The sequence below is a fragment of the Haloarcula nitratireducens genome, assembly GCF_019599505.1.
Genome location: NZ_RKLT01000018.1, coordinates 43,823 through 65,397 on the forward strand (window position 1 = coordinate 43,823; position 21,575 = coordinate 65,397).

General features: G+C 59.2%; 17 protein-coding genes. 9 read left to right on the plus strand and 8 right to left on the minus strand.

Annotated features, from left to right (window positions below; translation table 11 throughout):
* Positions 1 to 437 precede the first annotated feature (437 nt).
* The gene (locus EGH23_RS21070) at positions 438 to 1,886 is read left to right on the plus strand and encodes a cytochrome ubiquinol oxidase subunit I (protein ID WP_220581959.1); all 1,449 of its coding nucleotides are present in this window, start codon (positions 438 to 440) and stop codon (positions 1,884 to 1,886) included.
* On the plus strand, positions 1,879 to 2,874 hold the full coding sequence (locus EGH23_RS21075) for a cytochrome d ubiquinol oxidase subunit II (protein ID WP_220581960.1): 996 nt from the start codon (positions 1,879 to 1,881) through the stop codon (positions 2,872 to 2,874). Before EGH23_RS21070 ends, EGH23_RS21075 begins: the two co-directional genes overlap by 8 nt.
* Before the next feature lie 223 nt (positions 2,875 to 3,097).
* Here the strand turns inward: EGH23_RS21075 and EGH23_RS27280 are convergent, their stop codons facing one another.
* Entirely contained in the window at positions 3,098 to 3,286 is a 189-nt protein-coding gene (locus EGH23_RS27280; protein WP_220581961.1) for a HalOD1 output domain-containing protein, read from the minus strand.
* A 340-nt stretch (positions 3,287 to 3,626) separates the two neighbouring features.
* On the opposite strand from EGH23_RS27280, the gene EGH23_RS21085 reads away from it, so the two are divergent.
* From EGH23_RS21085 to EGH23_RS21100, 4 genes are all read left to right on the plus strand, one after another.
* Positions 3,627 to 4,334 carry an MBL fold metallo-hydrolase gene (locus EGH23_RS21085; RefSeq protein ID WP_220581962.1) on the plus strand — a complete coding sequence of 236 codons (708 nt, stop codon included), beginning with the start codon at positions 3,627 to 3,629 and terminating at the stop codon, positions 4,332 to 4,334.
* Positions 4,321 to 4,623 (plus strand): hypothetical protein, encoded by a 303-nt coding sequence (locus EGH23_RS21090; protein WP_220581963.1) that lies wholly within the window; start codon positions 4,321 to 4,323, stop codon positions 4,621 to 4,623. The genes EGH23_RS21085 and EGH23_RS21090 overlap by 14 nt, the downstream gene beginning before the upstream one ends.
* Before the next feature lie 152 nt (positions 4,624 to 4,775).
* Positions 4,776 to 5,723 (plus strand): D-2-hydroxyacid dehydrogenase, encoded by a 948-nt coding sequence (locus tag EGH23_RS21095; RefSeq protein ID WP_220581964.1) that lies wholly within the window; start codon positions 4,776 to 4,778, stop codon positions 5,721 to 5,723.
* A gap of 471 nt (positions 5,724 to 6,194) precedes the next feature.
* Positions 6,195 to 7,157: a transcription initiation factor IIB gene (locus EGH23_RS21100; protein WP_220581965.1), complete on the plus strand. Its 963-nt coding sequence runs from the start codon at positions 6,195 to 6,197 to the stop codon at positions 7,155 to 7,157.
* A gap of 1,303 nt (positions 7,158 to 8,460) precedes the next feature.
* Here the strand turns inward: EGH23_RS21100 and EGH23_RS21105 are convergent.
* The gene (locus tag EGH23_RS21105) at positions 8,461 to 8,889 is read right to left on the minus strand and encodes a type II toxin-antitoxin system VapC family toxin (protein WP_220581966.1); all 429 of its coding nucleotides are present in this window, start codon (positions 8,887 to 8,889) and stop codon (positions 8,461 to 8,463) included.
* On the minus strand, positions 8,889 to 9,158 hold the full coding sequence (locus EGH23_RS21110; RefSeq protein WP_135305995.1) for an AbrB/MazE/SpoVT family DNA-binding domain-containing protein: 270 nt from the start codon (positions 9,156 to 9,158) through the stop codon (positions 8,889 to 8,891). The genes EGH23_RS21105 and EGH23_RS21110 overlap by 1 nt, the downstream gene beginning before the upstream one ends.
* A 649-nt stretch (positions 9,159 to 9,807) precedes the next feature.
* On the opposite strand from EGH23_RS21110, the gene EGH23_RS27285 reads away from it, so the two are divergent.
* Positions 9,808 to 10,134, plus strand: coding sequence for a DUF7344 domain-containing protein (locus EGH23_RS27285; protein ID WP_425433256.1), 327 nt, complete (start codon positions 9,808 to 9,810; stop codon positions 10,132 to 10,134).
* Positions 10,135 to 10,256: 122 nt separating this feature from the next.
* On the opposite strand, the gene EGH23_RS26930 is transcribed toward EGH23_RS27285, so the two are convergent.
* The 5 genes from EGH23_RS26930 to EGH23_RS21130 form a co-directional block, all read right to left on the minus strand.
* Positions 10,257 to 10,391 carry a hypothetical protein gene (locus EGH23_RS26930; RefSeq protein WP_268899495.1) on the minus strand — a complete coding sequence of 45 codons (135 nt, stop codon included), beginning with the start codon at positions 10,389 to 10,391 and terminating at the stop codon, positions 10,257 to 10,259.
* A 1,731-nt stretch (positions 10,392 to 12,122) separates the two neighbouring features.
* Entirely contained in the window at positions 12,123 to 16,052 is a 3,930-nt protein-coding gene (locus tag EGH23_RS21115) for a DUF8128 domain-containing protein (RefSeq protein WP_220581967.1), read from the minus strand.
* Positions 16,052 to 19,027 (minus strand): VirB4 family type IV secretion system protein, encoded by a 2,976-nt coding sequence (locus EGH23_RS21120; protein ID WP_220581968.1) that lies wholly within the window; start codon positions 19,025 to 19,027, stop codon positions 16,052 to 16,054. Before EGH23_RS21120 ends, EGH23_RS21115 begins: the two co-directional genes overlap by 1 nt.
* Positions 19,028 to 19,114: 87 nt before the next feature.
* Entirely contained in the window at positions 19,115 to 20,266 is a 1,152-nt protein-coding gene (locus EGH23_RS21125) for a TrbL/VirB6 family protein (protein ID WP_220581969.1), read from the minus strand.
* Between the two features lie 108 nt (positions 20,267 to 20,374).
* Positions 20,375 to 20,869: a hypothetical protein gene (locus EGH23_RS21130; protein ID WP_220581970.1), complete on the minus strand. Its 495-nt coding sequence runs from the start codon at positions 20,867 to 20,869 to the stop codon at positions 20,375 to 20,377.
* A 150-nt stretch (positions 20,870 to 21,019) separates the two neighbouring features.
* On the opposite strand from EGH23_RS21130, the gene EGH23_RS21135 reads away from it, so the two are divergent.
* A complete protein-coding gene (locus tag EGH23_RS21135) occupies positions 21,020 to 21,259 on the plus strand; it encodes a hypothetical protein (protein WP_220581971.1) in 240 nt (79 codons plus the stop codon).
* Entirely contained in the window at positions 21,260 to 21,451 is a 192-nt protein-coding gene (locus EGH23_RS21140) for a hypothetical protein (protein ID WP_220581972.1), read from the plus strand.
* Positions 21,452 to 21,575: the final 124 nt, after the last annotated feature.

Sequence of the window (21,575 nt, forward strand, 5' to 3'; positions counted from 1 at the left end):
GATTCACGAACCGTACGCTGGTGCTGAGTTTCCAACGTCAGCCATCGTCGTTCGTCTCCTCTTTCCACGTTTCTGGATCACCTTCACGAAACTCTCCTTTTGCCTGCCGTTCCCGGGGCCAGAATGCGAGTCCGAGAACCGCTACGAAGAACGTGGTAACGACTCCGACCACGACCAGACCGGGAACAGTGGCGATCGCGGCGGGGGACGTCCCGGCGTTCGACGGCCCACGGGTCGGCCCAGACCGGGAACAGTGGCGATCGCGGCGGTTGCGAGCCACTCTTGGCGCGGCGTGAATGCTGTGATTCGGAAGAGCCAGGCGGCGAGCAAAAACCACGACCACACCGGATTCTCTACTAACAAAAGGATTGTGTTGAATGTCGAAAACTGGGAATCGGATGACTTCTCATTAGCTAGTGTCCCGTATCGTCTGGCGTATGAGTCTAACGACACTGCTGTTTGCCGCCGACCTGGGGTGGGTAGCGTTGCTCTCTCCAGAGACCGCGAGCCGCATGCAGTTCGGATGGACAATCTCCGTTCACATCATCTTCGCGTCTCTCTCGATCGGACTTGCTCCATTTATTATTTACTTCACGTGGAAAGATGTGCAGACGACTGAGCAGCGGTATGCGCGATTGCGCTCGTTTTGGGTGAAGGTATTCGCCGCCGGCTTCGTGATGGGTACAGTCACCGGGATCCCGATGAGCTTCCAGTTCGGCACGAACTTCCCACAGTTCGCCGAGGTGGCCGGTGAACTGATCGGCGGCCCGTTGGCCTTCGAAGCGAAGATGGCGTTCTTCCTGGAGGCCGTCTTCCTCGGCGTGTTGCTGTACGGCCGCGACCGCGTTGAGGACCGAACATATATCATCTCGTCAGTGCTCGTCGGCTTCGGCGCCTGGCTGTCGGGGTTCTGGATCCTGATCGTCAATGCCTGGATGCAGACCCCACGGGGCTACGAGATGGTCACCCGCAACGGGGTGGAGGTCGCCAAACTAACCGACCCGGTCGCCGCGTTCCTCACCCCGCGAATGCCCTGGATGTACGTCCATATGATGAACGCGTCGGTGATCTCGGTCGCACTGCTGGTCGCGGGCGTCTCAGCGTACATCGTCTGGAAAAAGCCTGACGCTGAAGCTTGGAACACCGCACTCAAGCTGGCTGTCGTACTCCTAATCGTCTCCGCACCGTTCCAGGCGGTCCATGGCGATGCCTACGGCCGCCACGTCGCGGACACCCAGCCACAGAAGTTCGCCGCGATGGAGGCCCACTACGAGACGGGGCAGGCCGACCTGCACCTGCTCGCATTTCCCAAGTCCCCCGAGGCACTTACCGATCCGCGAGCCGAGAACCTCGTCACTGTGAGCCTCCCCGCAGTCGGGTCGTTCCTTGCTAGTGGCGGGGACTTCGACGCCGAGGTCATCGGACTGAATGAGTACGAGGAGAACCCCCCCGTAGCACTCGTGTTCTGGTCGTTCCGCTTCATGGTCGGGCTCGGGTTCCTGTTCATCGGACTGGCGCTGTGGGGCGGTTACCTCACGTACCGCGGGCGGCTGTCTGACAGCACACGCTACCTGAAGGCGATGATCGCTGCATCGCCGTTCGGCTACGCTGCGTTGCTCACCGGCTGGTACGTCACCGAGATCGGCCGGCAGCCGTGGGTCATTCAGGGCGAGCTCAAGACGAGCGAGGCGGTGTCATCGACGCTCACCGGGACCGAGGCGACACTGACCCTGGTTGCGTTCGTCGTGCTCTACGTCGGGCTGATGCTGACTGCGCTGTACATCCTGAAGTGGCTAGTCCGGGAAGAACTCCAAACGCTCGGCGTCCAAGAGTCGAGTGAGGGCCGCTGGCGCGGTCCGATTCCGTGGGTGAGTAGCGATGACTAACCCGCTGTTGCCCGTCGACGCCTACCTCGTCGAATCGCTACCGGAGATATGGTTTGGTGCCGTGCTGTTCGCACTGGGGATGTACGTCGTCCTCGACGGATTCGATTTCGGCATCGGAATGCTGTACGCGACCCGAACGGACGAACACGAGCGGGAGACGTTCCTGTCGGCGTTCGGCCCGGTCTGGGACGCTAACGAGGTGTGGCTGGTCGCCTTCGGGACGATGCTACTGGCGGCATTCCCGCGGGTTTACTCTCGCCTCCTCGCGGACAACTACCTGCTCGCAATCGGGTTCGTTCTCGCGTTAGTGTTCCGAGGACTTGGCCCGGAACTTCGCGAGCAGCGCGACGAACTACGCTGGAAGCGCTACGCAGACTACGCCTTCATCGGCGGCAGCGTGATCGCCCCACTACTGTTTGGGATGCTCGCCGGCCGCTGGCTGTTCGGCGGCGCGACGGTGCCAGTGGTGCTGACTGGCGTCGGGCTGGTCGCCGTCTCGATCATCACGGGTGCGGCATTCCTCGCGGCCAAAACCGAGCCCGACCTGGCGTCGGAACTGCGTGCGTACGGCATCGGCGCAACACTAGTGTACCTTGTAGGGGTGGTCGTGCTGCTTGGAACTGTCGTCCTGACCGACGCGGGCGGCGCTGCCGACACGGTCCTCTCGCTTCCCGTGGCTGTAGTCGTCGTCCTCTCGGTCACCATGGGGCTGGGTGGGAGCTTGCTGGCCATACGCGGCCAGTACCGGGCCTGGCTGGCGAGCGCGCTAGCGCTCCCCACATTATTGACGATTTTGGTCGCAATTCTGCTATACCCTGCGATCTATCCGTCGACCGGGCTTCTAGTTAGGGAAGCAGTCGTGTCGCCGCTGGCGCTAAACCTCGTAACTGTCCTCGGATTCCCGGTGTTACTGCTGGTACTATGGTACTTCAAGTTTCTCTACGGCGTATTCAGCGGCCCAATTGAGGGAGAGGGTTACGGGGGCTGACCTCCTCCTATACCTGCCTTTGCGGAACAACTTGAGCAGGCATACACATGGCTGGTCTCATCGCCGAGTATCAATTGTAACCAAACGGCGCTGCTGAGGCGCTATTCGGTGAAGTACGGTGAGAGAAATGGTAATCTGCTTGAGTCGATCTGGACGTGACCGCCCTCGTCGACGACAATGTCGTGTCCACGATACGCGAACCGAAACGAGAGTGCAGACGCTGTCATATCTCGATGAGCGTTTCGAGTGCATCTGGATCGATGACCTCTGCCAATGGCGGCTCGAGTTCGATCGCCTCGGCGTTTTCTGCTTCGGCGACGGCGTCGACAATTTGGGTAATTTGAGTTCGTTCTCGGTGATTAGACGAGCAGCTGGATTGTCGGCGTCGGCCATGTTCTGAACTGCTGGACAATGGCGATGCTTAATGATGGCCCGTCCCCCCTCGTGCAACGAAGAGCGAGTCAGCGTCCGCTCAGACGACGCAGTGGCGGCTACACTATCAGGTTCCCCCTCTACTACACCAAGTGTCACAAGGACTTTCCCGTGTTGAGAATATTGCCGTACAGCATCGGGACGAGGACTACGGCTACGGTGCGCCATCGAACGCCGTACAGATGACTACTGCAAGTGTAGTATACCCAGCACTCTATGGCATTCCGGCGTCGGACGTACATTGCTATTTATCACGCCATCGAAGAGAGACTATGAGCCGCTCTCAGACGGGCGACAAAACGGGAGCCACGAATCGCAAAGTGGCTGAGGGCGTCTACCGATTCGGTACCCATCGGATCAACTGGTACGTCCTCGAAGCGAATGCAAAACTAACGATTATCGACGCAGGCCTCCCCGCCCACTGGTCGCAGCTCGACCAGTGGCTCGACGACAACGGCTACGAACTCAACGATGTCGCCGCGCTCGTGCTGACACATGCAGATGTAGACCATGTCGGCTTCGCCAAGACCTTGGCCGACCGGGGCGTTCCTGTCTACTGTCATCCCGACGACGTGCCTCGCCTCCGCAGCCATCCCCAGAGTCCTCCCAGCTGGTATCTCCGAAACCTCTGGCGGCCGCGGTTTTTCGCCTACGCCCTTGAGATGCTCCGCGACGGTGTCAGGTCCGTCGAGTCGCTTGCCGATGTTGAACCGCTCACCGACGGGGATGTCCTCCCGGTGCCAGGCGAGCCACGTGTGATCTTCGCGCCTGGCCACACCGCCGGGTCATGTGCGTTGTTCGTCGAAGACCGTGATGTCCTCTTCTGTGGTGACGTCCTCGCTACACGGAATATCTTCACCCAACAAGAAGGTGATCCACAACTCCTCGAGTTCGCCGACGACAACCACGAAGAGGCCAAGGCGTCGCTCGCTCGTCTCGAAGGTCTAGGACCGGTAACACTCTTGCCCGGACACGGAAACCCCTGGTCCGGGGATATCGACACAGCGCTCACCCTTGCACGGCAGTGACATCCTCCGCGCCGTGAACGGCGGGATTCTCTCGCTGAATCCAGACAGAGAGTGCTTGACTGACAAAGTGTCTGCAAGAGAGGACGCCGGCAGCTTCAACAGGGCGACCACAGAAGCGGCTATCACGACGATGCTGCTCCCCGAGCTTCGCCCCCTTATCCTACTCCTTGCAGTAGGGAGTCTTCTCGTGGCAGGGATCGTCAAAGGTACCCTTGGGTTCGGTGTTGGTCTCGTCTCGGCGACGTTCGTTGCTTGGTCGACCATCGATTGCATCGCGAAGACACGGTGATCGCTGTCTGACGAGCCGCAGAACTCGTGACGGTCTGTGTGTCGTCCAACAGACGATAGCATCGGCTGCTACTCCTGACAGTGCTATCGTGCTGGCAACTCCTGTATACGAGTAGCGATATCCTTTTGGCCGGCTTCAAACAATGGAGCGATGTGACTACCGTTCTCGTCTACCACGACCTACCTATTTCTAAATACCTCATGAACCAGCGGGCAGGGCTGACCGTTCGCGGCGTCGATACGTCCGAGGAAGCACTGCTGGCGCTTCCAGACGCGGATGTGTTCGTCACGAATCCAAGCGGTTGGGAAGACCGATTCCTTGCCGGGCTCGACCGCGGCGACTGGGTGCAGGCAACGAGTTCGGGCTACACGGCGTTCCCCGTCGAAACGTTCCGGGAACGCGGTATTACATTCACAAACGCCACCGGCAACTACGACGCCGCGGTGAGCGAACACGTCTTTGCGCTGGCGTTCGCGCTCTCGCGAGGTCTCCCGACGTTCATCGACAGCCAGCGCGAGCACGATTGGCAACGCGAACACGGTACAGCGCTCACCGACTGGACAGGAAAGACGATGACCATCGTCGGTCTCGGGAGTATTGGGAACACAATCGCAGAGCGCGCCCTCGCATTCGGGATGGACGTCTACGGCACGAAACGGTCCCCCGACGACTACGAGGGTGTCCTCGCGGACGAACGCGTCATCGCGTCGGACGATTGGCGATCGGTACTCCCCGAGACAGACTTGCTCGTTTTGACAGTGCCGCTCACCCCGGACACACGAGGCATGGTTGCCGCCGCCGCGTTCGACGCCCTTCCCGACTCAGCTGTCCTGGTGAACGTTGCCCGTGGCCCGATCGTAGATGAGGCGGCCCTCGTCGATGCACTCGAAGCAGGCGACATTAGTGGTGCGGGCCTCGATGTCTTCGAGACTGAACCCCTTCCTCCCGAGTCGCCACTCTGGGAGTTAGAGGATGTCATCATTACGCCCCATGTCGGCGGCCGATCGGCCGTCTTTGTCGAGCGGTTCGCGGATCTGTTCCTCGATAATTACGACCGCCGCCGAGCCGAGGAGTCGCTCCGAAACGCCATCGTAGAATGACTCAACACGCAAAACTATGCCAGGACTTTCCGAATCGAACAATTGCTCCAATAACTCTCCCAGCTGTTTGAGCCGGACATTGTTCCGCCGATTCGTGGTCAACCGCTCCGACTCGACAATATGCGGATCAACCCACTTTTGCTAGGGTTCATCGTTAAGGTGGGCCCGCGGCATGTCGAAATCCGGATTGATGCTCTCGGTACAGAACTGCAACATCGCAGTTCCAGTCCGTAATTCGCGTTCGGTAGCGAGTGGCGGAGAATCATAGCCGGACCTCCCGGATGATTCATTATAATCGCTACTTGAATGGTCGCGTACTAATACACAAACATGCGCCTCATAGCTCGAACCGTCCACTCTCGGTACAGTACCACAAGAACTACATGACTTTCGGACGAAGACATTCTTACCGATTGCTGCCGGGGGTCTACGGTCGGTCCCACTGCCCGGTGAGCCTCGCCTTCGCAACCAATGAGCGAACGCACACAAACGCAACAGCGAGTCGACGAAGACGAACAGACTACGGAATCCACCTCGACGGCCTGCCCGGAGTGTTCCGGCACGCTCGTCGTAGACGACGAACATGGCGAGACGGTCTGTGAGGACTGCGGCCTCGTCGTCGAGGAAGATGAGATCGACCGCGGCCCGGAGTGGCGCGCCTTCAACGCCAACGAGAAAGACGAGAAGTCCCGCGTCGGCGCGCCGACGACGAACATGATGCACGACAAGGGCCTCTCGACTAACATCAGCTGGCAGAACAAGGACGCCTCCGGCAATTCGCTGTCGGGCAAGCAACGCCAGAAAATGCAGCGCCTGCGCAAGTGGAACGAGCGCTTCCGCACCCGCGACTCGAAAGAACGTAATCTCAAGCAGGCTTTGGGCGAAATCGACCGCATGGCCTCCGGGCTTGGCCTGCCGAAGAACGTCCGCGAGACGGCCAGCGTCATCTACCGCCGCGCCTTAGACGAGAATCTCCTGCCCGGCCGCTCTATCGAGGGCGTGGCGACGGTCTCGGTGTACGCCGCCGCCCGACAGGCTGGCGTCCCACGCTCGCTCGACGAGATCACCGAAGTGTCCCGCGTCGAGAAAAGCGAGATCGCCCGGACCTACCGCTACGTCGTCCGCGAACTCGGCTTGGAAATCAAACCCGCTGATCCCGAGAGTTATGTCCCCCGATTCGCCTCGGATCTCGAACTCTCCGATGAGGCCGAACATCGCGCTCGCCAGTTACTCCAGAATGCCAAGGAGCAAGGCGTTCACTCCGGGAAATCGCCAGTCGGGCTCGCCGCGGCCGCGGTGTACGCCGCCTCGCTGCTGACCAACGAGAAGGTGACACAGATGGCCGTCAGCGAGGTCGCCGACATCTCAGAAGTCACCATCCGCAACCGCTACCATGAACTGCTCGAAGCCGAGCAGGGACTCACCATCGCATAAACGTCGTCTCGAACGTTGATAGTTACCGTCCCCACCTTGTGTTTGTGTAACCCAACCACAAGGCACTGTGTCCACTCGCCAGCGACGCCACCTCGGTATTATCGATTCACTCTCGCTCGATGGTGAAAACGTGGTCGTCGCTCTCTGGCGTATCGTAGGTTACCTCGATGACGCGTGGTTGCCCCTCGGTAACCGTCACGACACACCGGAACTCGTAGCTCGCGTTCCCACACTCGACGGTCTCTCGATAGGGCGAATACTCTCCAACAACGAGGGTAAGGCGCCCAGCATTGACGTCATAAACAACTGGGGATCGCTCCAGTTTCGCTTTGACCCTTTTGCGTGGGGAGACGCTAGCTAACCAACAATGCGAAGGATATACCGCCCACTGTTGGTTAGCAGATGCGCAGCCATTCCTACACAGAAACAGTACTTGCACAACGTCAAGAAGGAAACAGGACGTCACTGAATGAGCGGCGGCCACAACCTACGATCAGCAGTGACTCATCTTGATACCCTTCTCGACAACCTCGACACAGCAACCACGGACGACTAACCGACCAACGTCGAGACACCAGACGAGGATCTACTCTGGTCCCGTGATCGATCGGCGAACTACGACGGTGAGGAGAGATGGAGCGTGAATCATGCAGTGAGACACAGACTGCAGTAACCCCATTGAACTTCACCCCCCACTGTGTCATCCCATACCTGGACTGTCCAGACGCCGATCTAATGCATGGCAGTAGCGGATTACTGGTCGCAGCCTCACTGCGTCGCTTTCGCTTGCTGACCGACCGCAAACAGCCTCGTCCTATAACAATTCAGAGAAGTACAGCGATTACAATCCTCACAACAAAACAAGCCAATCCTGAGGCTGGATAACAGAGCGCTCCGGCAGTAAATCGGCCGTCTTAGCGGTTTTCGGCCGCCAATCCTAAGGTTGGAATAGTAACACGAACTTCGAAACCTAAGGTTGGAATCGTAACAAATCCATAATTAGCATACCTAAGTGCAATATTCACCAGTTTAAGACGCTCTAAGGCTGCATCCACGAATCCAAGACCCACGACGAAATCCTGAGGCTGGATGTTACGGCCGCAATCCAGCCCTACACCGTGCTTCGGAATTTTATGGCTGTCATATCGACTTCTGTACCTCCAAAATCGTCCAAAGGAAGGGTGGGGTACAGGTGTGAAACCAGTGCGTTCCACAGGCCGACCACAATCACAGCAAAACTAGCGTGAATAGCCAAAATATCAGATTCGGAGAATAACGAGAACGGGACACGCTACCAGCCACCTCAACTAAACGGATTCGCCGGTGTCGCTAACCGAGTGATATCCTCAATCACATCGAAGTCGTCGTCGAACGAGTAGAGATACTCGATCTCTTCTCGGTGCATGTACGCAACGATAGTCGCATCCCCAAAGGAGAGCCCATCATATGTTTCGAACAGCGAAACCGCACTGGTGAAATCTTTCTGTGCTGCCTGCAGGACTTCGAACCCAGCGGACTGATTCAGTCGTCGATACGTCTCGATAGCCGTCCCGTGACGTTTCCGACTATGAATCCAGTTCAGCGTCTCCAGGAGAATATAGTTCGTTACCCGTCCCGTCGGCAACTCGCCGTGATCCATGCCACGGACGATCCCCATCGCGACGTCGTGATGCTGGTCCTCGGTATCTGCCATCCCGATGAGAACACCCGTATCGACGACCGCAACCGCCATCACTTGGACTCCGAGAAAGCGGCATCGTCCTCATACCCGCCGAGATCGTGTGTCTCCGACCCATCGCCACCCATCGGGACCGGCTCAAAATCGTCGAACGCACCGTAATTTTGCTTGACGACCTCCACCGAGAGGTTCCCCTCGTCGTCGGCATCCCAGCGAAGTTTGTCGCCCGGTTCGATGTCGAGACGCCGGCGAAGCGACGCCGGAATCGTCACCATTCCACGGTCGCTGACCTTTGTTTCCTCGGGTGCGTCGTCGGCTGCCATACTCGGTTGTACAGGACCACTGCTGTTACATGTTGCGCCACTTGTGGGCGGCGCCGACTGGAACTGAACCGCGATCGAACTCGGCGACTGCCACGTTGTGACCCTCGTCAGAGAGATGCCGAGGCGACTCGGTTGAAGCTCCACTGCTACTGATGTCCCAATTAGCATTCGTCGACGCCAGCAAAACTACCTATAGGAGTGCCGGTCGGCGGCTGTTGCGCCTGCCGACTTAGCGACAGACACCGTCGCTGTCGTGACCCACCAAACATCCAGGTTCACTACCAACTTCCGACAACAACACACGCAGCCGATATCGAGGAGATCACTGCTGACGCTACCACCGCCGCTGTCTGGTAGCCGCAGTCCCCGAGAGCGCCCAGCGAGATTACTGAGTCACACGGATGTGATGAGTCCCACATCCTGAAACGCTTAGAAGAACTTGCAGAACCATTCGAGACAATTTATGGAAGTCCCTGAATCGCTGTGTGATCGCTTCGGAATATTACAGTTGTAGAACCAACAGCGAGCCCGGACCAGCCATTGTCTGCTAGCTACAGACAACTTCGGACGACACTACCCACAATTTCTATGCACAATCTACCAATCTTAGTCGAAATATATTTGTAACATCTCAAGATAATCAACGCCAATGTGTAGTTTGGACAAGATATTAACTGCCCTTGCAGACAACCGACGGCGGACTACGCTCTATTATCTCCAAGAACATCAGACGCTACCACTTCCAGATGTAGCCGAACTCGTCGCCGAACGTGAACACGAAGCGACTGTTGCTGAGCTATCGGGTGAGGAAGTAAAACGAATCTATCTCTCCCTCTATCATACGCATGTGCCTCGCTTAGTAGATGCAGCACTAGCACACTACGAACAGGAGGACGATCTCGTGGCAGCCACAGAAAACACAGCGTCTGTCGTCGAGCGTGTCTGTGAGGACTTACAGCCACTCCGACGTGACTGAAACGAGCGAGCGTCGTCAAACGGCTCCTGAAACGTCCTCTTCTGCACGTAATCGAGTTTGCCCGGCGATGACCCGATCGGCGGCTGTCAGGCCTGTTGACTCGTCGAAAGACGCCGTTACAGTCACGAACCAACAAACTCCCGGGTTCGATACTCAACAGTAGACAGCGACGCGCCATAATCGACGACGAGCAGATTATCGCCGATGTCGTCGACATCCTCGCCAATGCGACGCCAGACATCCGAGGTCGTCACCACAGTCTGGACACTCCATGGGCAACATGATAGCCCGACACCCCACCAGTCGAGACGATGGAACTCCCTGCGCTGTCAGTTGTTGTCGCCGGAGAGAGCGGTAGGTAATCGCAGCCTCCGGCGACATTCCCAATACGTGAATCGCCACTCGACAGTCCTCTCGCTAGCCAGATGAGGAGACTTGCCGACGCGATTACTATCCTTGGGAGAGCAGAACCCCAGACATTGCCGCCCTCGTAGTAGAACTGATGCGGATCTAGGACCTCACGCCGTCGTCAGTTTTCTGGAGGCTGCTAGCCTATTCGGCGAGCACACAATCCTTGATGTTGGGAACACCCAAGAAATCAGCGTCGTACCCATCGGAGACGTCGAGCCCGTAGCGCGCACGAACTACCGCAGTATCCCCATGAGCTGCGGAGAATTCGCTGTCGCTCACTACAGTCACAGAATCGCGGACGTCACGCAAACAATCGGGATAGCAGATATACAATCCCAATCAAATAGCCTCTCGGCTCGCGATTAGACCGCTGTCGGGGGCGCAGAGGATTGCGATTTCGGTTACGCTGCCAATTGGTTGCTATTGAGTCCGAGAAGCCTACATACTAGGGCTGCTTTGGCACCGAGAACCCACTGGAGTAGCTGGTAGAGAAACTGTGCAGCTGAGCAGACTGCGTGCCGCGATGCCGAACCTTCTTGCGTAACTCGTGTTGATGACAGTGTAATGAGAAACTCCGCTACCCAGCCGCGGGGAGACAAGCCCACAGCTGAACGGACTCCGTCAGTTGGCCACCTACTGCTGGTCTGGGTTCTCGTCGGGTCGTCGTTCTGGAGTCTCGGTTTTTATCTGAGTGCTGCAATCCCTGCTGACGTTCCGCTCTCACGGATGGGGATCGGACTGTTATTCGGAACTCTTGTTGTGGTCGTGCTCTGGATCAGCGGTTTCTATCCCTCGCTCTCGGCTAGTGGGTTGTATTTTATTACCGAACTACTTCTCAATCTAGTGCTGGTTCTTGGTATCGCCCCTGTACTATTTGCTACAGTCACGCCATGGGTGGACGTTGGGTTTCAGAGTACCTCGATTGGACTCGCAGCAACGTTCGTGTTTACTGACTCGGGAACACGGCTGCGAAACTGGTTTCGTCGACGCATGCGATCCGTGCTCAAACTACCGTCTGCAGACTAACCACCCACGCAGAGTCACGCTACGTTGACGGAATCAACGAACTATCTCGTGACTACGTCGCTCACCGCTGTTTGCTCTGGACTGTGGGCTAGTCTCCATGCACGCGATGCTAACCAGCGGTCGGCCCTTACGTTGATTAGATAGTTGCTGGGGGTTGACGTCGTCTCCGGGTGCTATACTCGAGCCAGTTGCGACATCGAGCTGACCGTCATCGGGCTATCGTCACACTTGGTATCGAGGTGGATCGAGTATGTTGGGTGTCCAAGGTATTGACATTCGTTCGGGTGTCCTCAGTGTATCACGCTATGGTTGGGTGTCCCCCTATTGTCGCGTCGAGTCAGTTCCGGGTAGAGTGGGGACATAGAGGGTCGTAGGGGATTTGGCTTCGAAGTGGATAAGAATCACCATACGGTGCGGGGTCGAGAGGGTTCGAGGTGGCCCTTCGAAGTGGGTTTCGAGACGATAGCGAAAACTCCACTTCGAAGGCCACTTCGAAGGTGGGTTAGTCGGGGTCGAATCTCGTGGTCGAAAGGGTCAGACGAGAGCTGTAGTTATCTCTTAGAAACATGATATTCGGTCCCAGCTTGTTCGCGATAGTCACCCTCGGCAAGTGCGCCGGCATCAACTAGTTCGTCGAGGCGCTTCGAGATTGTGCGCCGGGAGACGTCGAGACTATCCCGCCCGTCGCTGGCCGCGAGGTCGTGAGCCTCGGAGACAGTGACAGCCTCGCCGTGGGCGAGGAGACAATCGTACAGCGCGCGGGCCCCATCGGAGACATCGAGGGCCTCAGCGTCGGGAACGTTGTCCACCTTTCGTAGCGGCGTCACGTCACCGTTCTCTCGGAGTGCGAGAGCAGCCGCGGTTTCATCGGGATTGAGAACGACGAGATGCCACTCATCGTGAGCGGGGCGGTCGCCGTCGAATAGCCGCTCAGGAATCACTGGCTTCTTGACGCGCCGCCAACCGTCGCTCTCGTCAACGTCACCTGTAGTCGCAGGGTAGGCGTCGGCGTCAGAGAACACAGCAGCAATATCATCGAAGACAGCCAACTCTCGGTCCTCAGAGTCAGCCAGGATGTATGCCTCTCGCTCGGCGTCGAACCGCCACACAGTGCTCTCAGCGCCGTCTGGTCGAAGCATGATCTCGCCGTCAATTCGCAGGTCCCGTCGGTTGTAGAAGTGGGTTCCCTCAGCGTCGTCAGCACGCACGAGCGCGGGGTCCGAGAGCGCGCCCTCGACACGCCGGGCGGCGTCGGGCCGTGCAACGAATAAACACCGTTCACCGCATTCATGGGCCTGTGCGAGGTTCCTAATCGTTTGGCCCGGCTTGGTACTCGTCTCGCACTCGGCCTCGACAGCAACGTCCTCGCCGCCTGTGAGCCGGTCAAGTGTTGGGTAGTCTTCGGCGAAGTTCTCGGCCACCACGCGCGTCTCAGCCAGTGACAGCGCCTCGACGTCGACGTCTCTCATCGGTTCGGGAGTGGCGCGGGCATCGGGGAGATCACCGTTGCCATCCTGCTGGACGATGTCGACGCACAAACCAAGGCGGGTCAGCGGAACGTAGCTGTCTCGAAGCAGCTGCCGGTGTTCGAGGCCGCCCGCGTTCTCGTCGTCGCCGCTGGCGAATACCTCGCTTTGGCCACGGTCAGTCGTCCGAAGGTGGGTTTCGCCATCGCGATGATCCCGGTCGAAAAGATCCTCGGGGACTCGCTCAACGATGTCCCACACGTCGGCGATACCATCGCCCTCGGCGTCGAGGTAGTCCCGTATCCGGGCCTCGGCGTCGCCCTTCGGAACGAACCCGCCGGTCTCGACGCCGTTGGTATGGATACTCTCGTCGAACACGGCTTTCAGTACGGCTCGTTCGCCGGCCTGCTTGTCGCGAGGAATATCGTCGTTGTCGGTCTCGATGTCACCACCTTCGCCGTAGAAGTGACTCGCCTGTCGCTGTTGGGCAGGTGACTCGGCCTCTTCGCCGTACTGCTCGACACTCTCGTGTTTGAGTTTCTGGAGGGCGTCGTCGGACAGCCCCGCCTCACCGGATGCCCGCTCTCGTGTCTCACCAATCGGCGGGAAGGCATCGACCTTGTACGAATGAGTCAATTCGTCATCGGCGTCGTGGGTGCGCATGTAGAAGCGATACTTCGAGAGATTCGTCAAATCCGCTTGTTCGACGTCACGAGAGTGTTGACCGGCAATCAGGCGCGCATCATCGCGCCCGCCAGGATTGAACGAGATGAACGTCTCGCACTGGTTCTCGATGGCCTTCTGTACTCGTTCGGGAAGCTGATTCGAGGGGTTCTGACACGAAAGGGTCAGACAGAACTCGAAGGCCCGCGCTTCTGAGAGGATACTCGCGATATCGGTGCGCTCAGAGACGATACTATCGAATTCGTCGCAGATAACGTAGAACGGCGGTGCGTCGGTGTTCTCCCGAACAGCAACCCAGGCACGACGAATGAGTGCTGTCGCGAACAGTCGCTTCTCGGTCTCTCCAGAGGAGGGGGCGTTTCGCACGACGACGACTTTCCCCTCGCGAACGACATCGCGGATGCTGACCGTCGACTCTCTCGCCGCTATCAGGTCTCGAATCGCGTCGTTCTGTATCCACTGGTCGAGTCGTCCTGCCAATGGTTCGAGATCGGCGTCGTCGAAGCCCTCGATGCGTTCAGCGGTTCGCTTGATGAACTGGAGCCGTTCCCGATCCATCCACTCGGTGAACCGCTCGCGGTTCTCCTCGGCCGTACAGAGCGCCGCGAGATCGAGCAGCGTACAGGTCTTGCCCGATTTCGCCATCCCACGGATGAACGTCCGGACGACGCGGTCCATCCGAGCACCCCAGTAGTTGTCTTGCCCGCCAGCGAGTGCGACCATACTCGCGAGATCATCACACAGCGCTTCGACAGTCGAGGCGAACTGCCGACTGTCGGGATCGGCATCGCTGGGTACTTCCAGGAAGTTGAATCGGACCTGCTTTTCGAACTCGTCGGTGAGATCGACAAAGACGAAATCCTCGCGGTCGCGGTCGTCGGGCCACTCCCGAACGAACTCATCAGCATCTTTCCCCTTTGGGTCGAAAATCAGCGCGCCATGCCCCCGCTGCATGACCTGGCTAGCGAAGTTGACCAACCACGTTGTCTTTCCTTTCCCGGTCCCGCCGCCGACGAACTGGTGCGTCTCGAGGGTTTCTGGCGTCACACCAGCTTCGACGCCGTGCCGACTCCCGAACCCGTACCAGTAGGGGTCGCCCACTGACGATTCATCGAGCATCGCGACCTGCTGGACGTCATCGTCAGCCCCAGCGACGTCATGAGCTTGGAAGTCGAAACGCGGCGTTCCCGGCGGAGTCCCCTCACCTGGCCGGGACATCGCCCAGCGCATCTTGTTCGTAGCAACGTGGTCAGCCTCGGGGACGTTCAGTAGGCCCGACACCTCCCGCTGGGCCTTGACGATACCGTGGTCAGCCCACTCTCGTTCGGCTGCTTTCTCGACGACGTTGCGCAGTTCGCGGCCGTCGAGCGGGTCGGGAACGAACGTCTGCTCTGCGTTGTTCTCGTAGAAATTTCGGAACATCCCGGCGGTGCTGCTAGCTCGGGAAATCGCGACATCAGGATCGTCGGAGATAGCGAACACACGAAGGCACAGCCGCCAGCCTTTCTGGCCTTGCTGTTCTTCGAGAAGTTTGGCTACTTGCTTCTCGACTTTCGAGGGCGGGTATTCGATGGTCTCCCGCGTGAACAGCCGCCACTGTTTCTCGAACGTCGGTTCTCGAAGGTTCATCGCTAGCGACTTGATACTCGGGTCGCCCCGAACTCGCTCGTCACTACCGTCGAGGACGCCGTGGCCATTCTCGATACCGTCTGTCCAGTCTCGCTGGGCAGGTTTGAACTGGATCTGGACGACAACATCGGCATCGGTCGCATCCTCGGCTTGCTGGCCGACCATCTCTTCGAGGATACTCCCCATTGGGTCCGTTGTGAACCCGGGTAGGTCCACGTTCTTGATCGGGTACAGCGTGTAGCGCCGGAGCTGTAATCGCGCCCCGGCGATATGTCGCCCCTCGACACCACTCCCGGAGAGTAACTCAGAGCAAGTTCGCGAGAGTTGTGAGTCAGGATATTGTGAGGTCAGTTGTCGTTCGAGAGGGCCATCCGTTCGGTCGTCGCCGGCAACGTAGCGAAGCGACAGCACGCGGTCGCCGCCGTCGTTGGGTCGCGTGTATCGCACTTCGAACGAGTGGGCCGGACTAATGTTCTCGTCACCACCACGGAGGAGGCCCGACGACGTTTCGACAGAATGCAGCGACTCCAGGACGCTGTCCATCGCCTCTATCCCGCCATTGTCACGGTTTGGTCGCACTGAGATTGCATCCCGCTCACCCGGTGAAGTCAACGCCTCGGCGAGGTCAGCGTCAACCTGCGTAGTTTCGTAGCCCGATGTCTCCGTGTCAGTCGTCGAAGCGAAGCGGTCGAGAAGGCCCATTACTCTCGCCCCCCGTTCACTTCAGCTTCGTCAGCAGGCTGTGAGTCGTCACTCTCGCCGTTCGAGGGGATAGCCGTTCCGTCGGTCATATGTTCGATAAACTCCTCTCTCGCCGTGCCGTGGCCTCCTGCCTTGCGCCGAGAGTAAGTGAGCACTCGATCTTCCAAGGGCGTCGCCTCGACGTAGCACGGGATCCAGCCCTCGATATCTTCGGCATCGATGAGACACTCGGAGTACCCTCGACCCTCCTTCCCACGAACGGCTATATCCTGCACGAACTCCCGCTGGGCGTTGTTGAGGCCGAACTGTGCGAGGACGTTTTCATCGACCCGCGGCGTGCGGAAGAAGTGCACTGTCGAACACTGCGCCCGAATCGTATCCCGAGCGTCAGTCTCACCCTTTCCCGACACGAAGTCTTTGGGCGACTGTGAAAGGAACCACAGCGAAGCGTCATACCGAGCGAACTCCCGCGCTGCTTTCTGCAACCAGTCAGCCGTCCGGTCGGCGTCGAGAAGCACATGGGCCTCGTCGAACATGCACACGACCTCACCGTCGGTTTGCTTGATTTTCTCCCGTACCTGTGAGAGCATCAACTGGAGGTTTGCCGACTTCTCAGCGTCATCGCTGCCGCCGACGGCATGGAGGTCGAGGTAGGCCATATCGACGTCGTCGTCGAGCAGTCCCAATTCATCGGCCCCGAGGAGACTTGCGTACTTCCCACCTTCCTGGAACGACCGAAGTTTCGTCAGGAGCTCACCTACCTGTTCGAGGTGCGTCTCGCCTTCGTGGCCCTCACCATCGGCCATCGTATACTCCTCAGGGTTCGAGGTCATGTCCGTTAGCGTCTCGAGAAGATCCGAGAGGTTCGGGTTCCCCGCATCAAATGTCTCGGGCTGGCCTGGTTCGATGCCCGCATTTGTGAGTGTCCGTTCGGCCGCTTGGGCCAACAGCGGCGCGTACTCCCCGGCGTCGGCGACATCATCGGCTCGAAGCAAGCCGACCAGAAATCCAACAGCCTCCTCGACAGTCATACGGAACTCGTCAGCGCCCTCGGCGCGGTGATCCGGCGAGGGTTCGATGCGAAGCGGGTTGACTGACTGATTGCCATCGACGACAATATGCTCGCCATCGCAGAGTTGTGTTAGTCCGTCGAACCCGCGTTGGGTATCGCACACGATGAGCGTCCGGTCGTCACGTTCGAGATACCATCGCAGCGCTGCCTTGCTGGCCGAGTACGTCTTGCCCGACCGCGTCTGTCCGATGGTCAGCATGTGTGGCCCGCCACCACGCTCGAACGGTGAGAGCCGGAAATGTGACCCGTTCTCCTCGTTTCTGCCCCAGTCCATGCCAGTCGCTTCGCGTCGGTCGAGAGCGGCGAAGGGAAACATGGAGCCGATAACAGCGCCCGGGACGAGGCGGTCTTTCTTCGCTGGCGTCTCGGCGTCCCATCGATCGCCCGTCAGCGGCGAGGCTGCACGGAAAGCACACTCTTGGGCAGCACCAGGAGTGACGGGCGTCGTATTCGCCGGTGCACCGGTCAGCGTGTCTCGCACTGTTTCGCGAGCGGTCTGTAGGGCCCGCCGCTTTGCTCCCTCAACATCGTCGAACGTCGCGAGTTCCTCGGTCGCCGCGTCGAGTGCATCCTGGTCGTCGGCCCGCACGACAACGTAGGTCGAGAGCCGCCACGGTTGCGATGGAGTCTGTCGGAATAGTTCTCGCAGCTTCCGTGTTGCCTCTCCAGCGGTCTCGGTATCCATCGCCGTGATGTCCCGTTCTTCGGCTCGTTCCTCTCCCTCGGAACCGATATCTGCGGCCTTCGCTCCCGCTTCGTGGACACCATCGTCGAGCGGAACCGGATTGGCGTTGACCGTTACATCGACGTCGACACCGCGAAGCGTGCAAAGGTCCTTGAGCCAGAGACTCGCCGTCTCCGTGGGATATTCGGCCAGCCAGAGGGCCGTTGCGTACTGGTTGCCGACTTGCACCCATCCATTTCGTGGATCCCAGGTCTCGGGTTCGACTATTCGGGTGAGACGGTCCGCGAGGTCCTCGTTTTGCCCGTGGTTTTGATCGCCGACAAGATCCTCGACCAGCTCGTTAGGAAGGTTGTCATCGCGCCCCCAGTACTCGCGCGCTACGGTCAGCGACTCGTGGGGCGTCGGGTCGCGCGTTTCTAAACCCGTGACGCTCCCGATAGCCGCCCGCACCGTCCCGACGCGGTCGGCGAGCGTCGCCTCAATCGCACTGTCAGAGACCGCGTCGGTATCAGCCAGCGGATTCAGCATGTCGATGAACGACGGCTCATCGGTACCCGTCACTACACTCGCATCAGCCTCGACAACGACGTAATGCCGCCAGTCGCGGGCCTCCCAGTTTGGTGCATCGGCCTCAGTCAGCCAGTCGGCAACGTCAAGCAGCACCGACTGTTGTAGGGCGTCCGTCTCGGGGTCCAGAGCGCGCTGTTCGTAGCGGTCAGCTACGTCGTCGACATCGGCCTCTCGCGTCGTCGAGTAGAACCGAAACGAGATGTCGGTCAGCTGTTCGTTGATTGCCGAGGATAGCGACGCCGCAAGCCTGTGCCGCTGGTCGGCATCGAGCATCGCCGTGTTCCGCGGTTCGACCGGCACCGGCGCGACAAATCGGCCGTCATCCATTGCGAGGAAGCCACGTTCGGTGACGCCACGAACGCCTGTCACATCGGCGAGGACATCATCGGGACTGTCGAGGTACTGCCGCCGGAGATGTGACGACCACGCTGAGAGACGGCCACGTGGTGACGTGTAGGCCCGATCAGAGACTCGGAGGTAGGTTCCAGTAAGGCCCAGTCCGATACCGCCAGCGAGGCCGCCGATAGTGAGCGTTAGCGACGACGTCGCCATTCCAACGCCACTTCCGAGAAGCGACGCCACGGCTGGACTGTAGACCTTCATGTCGCTCCACGTGTAGTCGCCGAGTAGTTCTGGGTCAGTGTCCACGCGCGGTGGGACGAGCTGACCGGGGTCTTTGCGTGTCTGATTTGCTGATTGAGAGTTGTTACTCATTGGTTTCTAAAAGTGGAAGGATTAGTATCGCCCATTGAGGGCTTCGATACGTCGCTTCCTGCTTGTGTTCGTATTACTGTTCGACGAGTGCGCGCTGTTAGGTGACGATAGCGAGGACGCCTGTCTAGCGCCGGGTTCCGGCGAGGGCGTATAGTCGTCAGGGACCGACCGAGCAGCGCTGGCCTCACCGCTGCTACCTCTCGACCATGTCGGCGATGGAACCGACGACGGAGCAGCCGTCGCGGCCCGTGAGCGGGCTGACGAGGCGTAGTTACTGGCTGTCCCCGCTGCGCCACCGGCCCTGTCTCTCGCAACGCTAGCCGATGATTCAGCAACCTTGACGCCCGGTGTCCCGAGGACGGTCATCACCTCTGGGACAAAGTTGCGGCCGATGACGACCGGGACACCAACGAAGGCCACGCCAAGACCAACCGCCGAGCCCAGTAGTGAGAGCACAGCGTCACCGGCGCCGCCAGCTAGCGACCACTCGCTGTGAAAGACGAAGAAGGCGATACAGGCCTGGACAACCTTCGCGCCAGCGACGCCGACATACATCGAAAGACCGATTCCCGACGCGGCGTTCGCAAACCCGGAGTCCGACGGTCGAAGGCCCCACCAGATCGGCCAGCCGGCGACGGCCGCGATGAGGATGATCTGCTCGATGAACACAATCGCGACAGCGACCAGCACTAATCCCGACTGGGCCGTGATGAGCGCGCCGCCGACGAGTATTCCGAGCCCAAGCTTGCCGATATTTCCGGGCGTCGACAGCAGCGCCGAAGCGTCCGGAGCCAGCGCCATCGCAATACCGTCGGCAAGGTAGAGGCCGCCAATCGCGACAGGCCAGCCCGCGAGGATGAGAGTGGCGCACTTCCCAATCTCGCCGAGTTTCGCTTTCGTTTCTCGTCCCGAGAGACTTCCCTGCGCACGCATCGCCTGGAAAACGAGCAGTGCGAGAGCCAATGGGACGAGTGTCCAGTACAGCGCCCACGCACCCGACCAGAGGCCCGCTTCCGGCGGGCCCCATGTTGCAACCTCACCTGCACGTCCCGGGAGACGGATACCGAACACGAACCTGTTGAACAGTTCGAGGAACGCCGTCGCACCCTCAACGATTGAATTGACTATCCACTCGATTGTCGCTGTCAGGGCCTCTTTCGGCGACGGCAGCAAGCCGCTACCGGCGTCTTTGGCCGTCCCGTTCGTCGCATTTGTCGAGGGCGGTGTAGGCGCGTCTCCGGACGTTGGTGCAGAAGGAGTGTCGGGCACGGGCGGGTTCCGTTAGAGCGGAAGCGTAGTGACGCCAGTCATGAGTACGCTCCACTGGCTCGGCGACATGCAGGAGACCGTCGAGATGCCCAACACTTCGAAGACACCCGCGGCGACAGCCGGAATGAACGCCGCCGAGAACGTCTTGGCCGAGCCGGCCATTGCTTCCTTTCCTTCCCGGGCTGACTGCTGTTTCGTCGAGCCCATCTTATCCATGGCGGTCATGGCCTTTGCAACGCCTTTCAGCACAAAGTACAGCGACCCGGCGATGAACCCGAAACCGACGAGCTGGCCGACGCCCGACCCGCACATGGCACTTCCCACTTCGCTCACGCTCTGTGCGGCCGCTACTCCTGAGGTCGTTGCAGCCGTTCCCAGTAGGATCGCGACAGAGCGCACCTGCTGGAAGGATAGCTGATCAAGAACGCTTCGTTCGACCGCGTTAAGCCGGTCGACGAACTGCGCTGCCGTATCCCCTAGTTTCCCGGGGAGCGATAGCTCGAACATGGTGCGAGAGAGGGCGCAGAATCATCGGTGGTCACAACACCTCCTGCGCCTATTCTAGACAACACACTCACTAGCAATAAAAGTTTGGTCCGAAAACTACCTAGTTAGTCCAAACTACTATGAGCGTTCAAATTGAATAGTAATTTACCAATGACGGCGAGACACGACGGCATCCGACCACACTATTACATCGACTACGCGCTGCATGGCGCGATCAAAGACGTCGCTGGTCGGCGAGAGATCGAAGTCTACGAGGCGTACGACCTAGCCGCTCGCCTCTTCATCGCTCTCGATGGGAGTACTGGGTACAAGCCATGCCCAGACGATGATGGGCTCGCCACCGTGTTCGACGATCTTCTTGGCGACCAAGCAAAGAGAGGTGAGGGTTGAATGTCCGCCGCCGACGTCGTTGAACTCGCAGCTCGAAGAATCGTCGGATTCATTCTATTTATCGGCGTCCTTCTCGTTTCGGTCGCTATCCCGTTGTTCGCCTTCGAAACGCTGACACCCAAATTTGTCGGGCTTATCGTAGCGATTCTGTTCTCACGTTGGGTCGGCCGCCGTCTGATCGGTCTCGAATAACTGACCCATACGCTTTTCAGGCACGCTGTTTCAGCTAGTGATGGTCCGCGTCGCCTACATGCGAGAGAGGGCGCAGACCACCGCGTCCCGTGGTCACAACCGGGACGCAACTTTCACTCTTGAC

What these genes read in the sequence shown, in the direction of transcription:
- EGH23_RS27285 (WP_425433256.1), top strand. Translation starts at nt 9,808, where the DNA reads ATGTGTAGTTTGGACAAGATATTAACTGCCCTTGCAGACAACCGACGG.
- EGH23_RS21075 (WP_220581960.1), top strand. Translation starts at nt 1,879, where the DNA reads ATGACTAACCCGCTGTTGCCCGTCGACGCCTACCTCGTCGAATCGCTA.
- EGH23_RS21135 (WP_220581971.1), top strand. Translation starts at nt 21,020, where the DNA reads ATGACGGCGAGACACGACGGCATCCGACCACACTATTACATCGACTAC.
- EGH23_RS21105 (WP_220581966.1), bottom strand. Translation starts at nt 8,889, where the DNA reads ATGGCGGTTGCGGTCGTCGATACGGGTGTTCTCATCGGGATGGCAGAT.
- EGH23_RS21130 (WP_220581970.1), bottom strand. Translation starts at nt 20,869, where the DNA reads ATGTTCGAGCTATCGCTCCCCGGGAAACTAGGGGATACGGCAGCGCAG.
- EGH23_RS21140 (WP_220581972.1), top strand. Translation starts at nt 21,260, where the DNA reads ATGTCCGCCGCCGACGTCGTTGAACTCGCAGCTCGAAGAATCGTCGGA.
- EGH23_RS21070 (WP_220581959.1), top strand. Translation starts at nt 438, where the DNA reads ATGAGTCTAACGACACTGCTGTTTGCCGCCGACCTGGGGTGGGTAGCG.
- EGH23_RS21100 (WP_220581965.1), top strand. Translation starts at nt 6,195, where the DNA reads ATGAGCGAACGCACACAAACGCAACAGCGAGTCGACGAAGACGAACAG.
- EGH23_RS21115 (WP_220581967.1), bottom strand. Translation starts at nt 16,052, where the DNA reads ATGGGCCTTCTCGACCGCTTCGCTTCGACGACTGACACGGAGACATCG.
- EGH23_RS21110 (WP_135305995.1), bottom strand. Translation starts at nt 9,158, where the DNA reads ATGGCAGCCGACGACGCACCCGAGGAAACAAAGGTCAGCGACCGTGGA.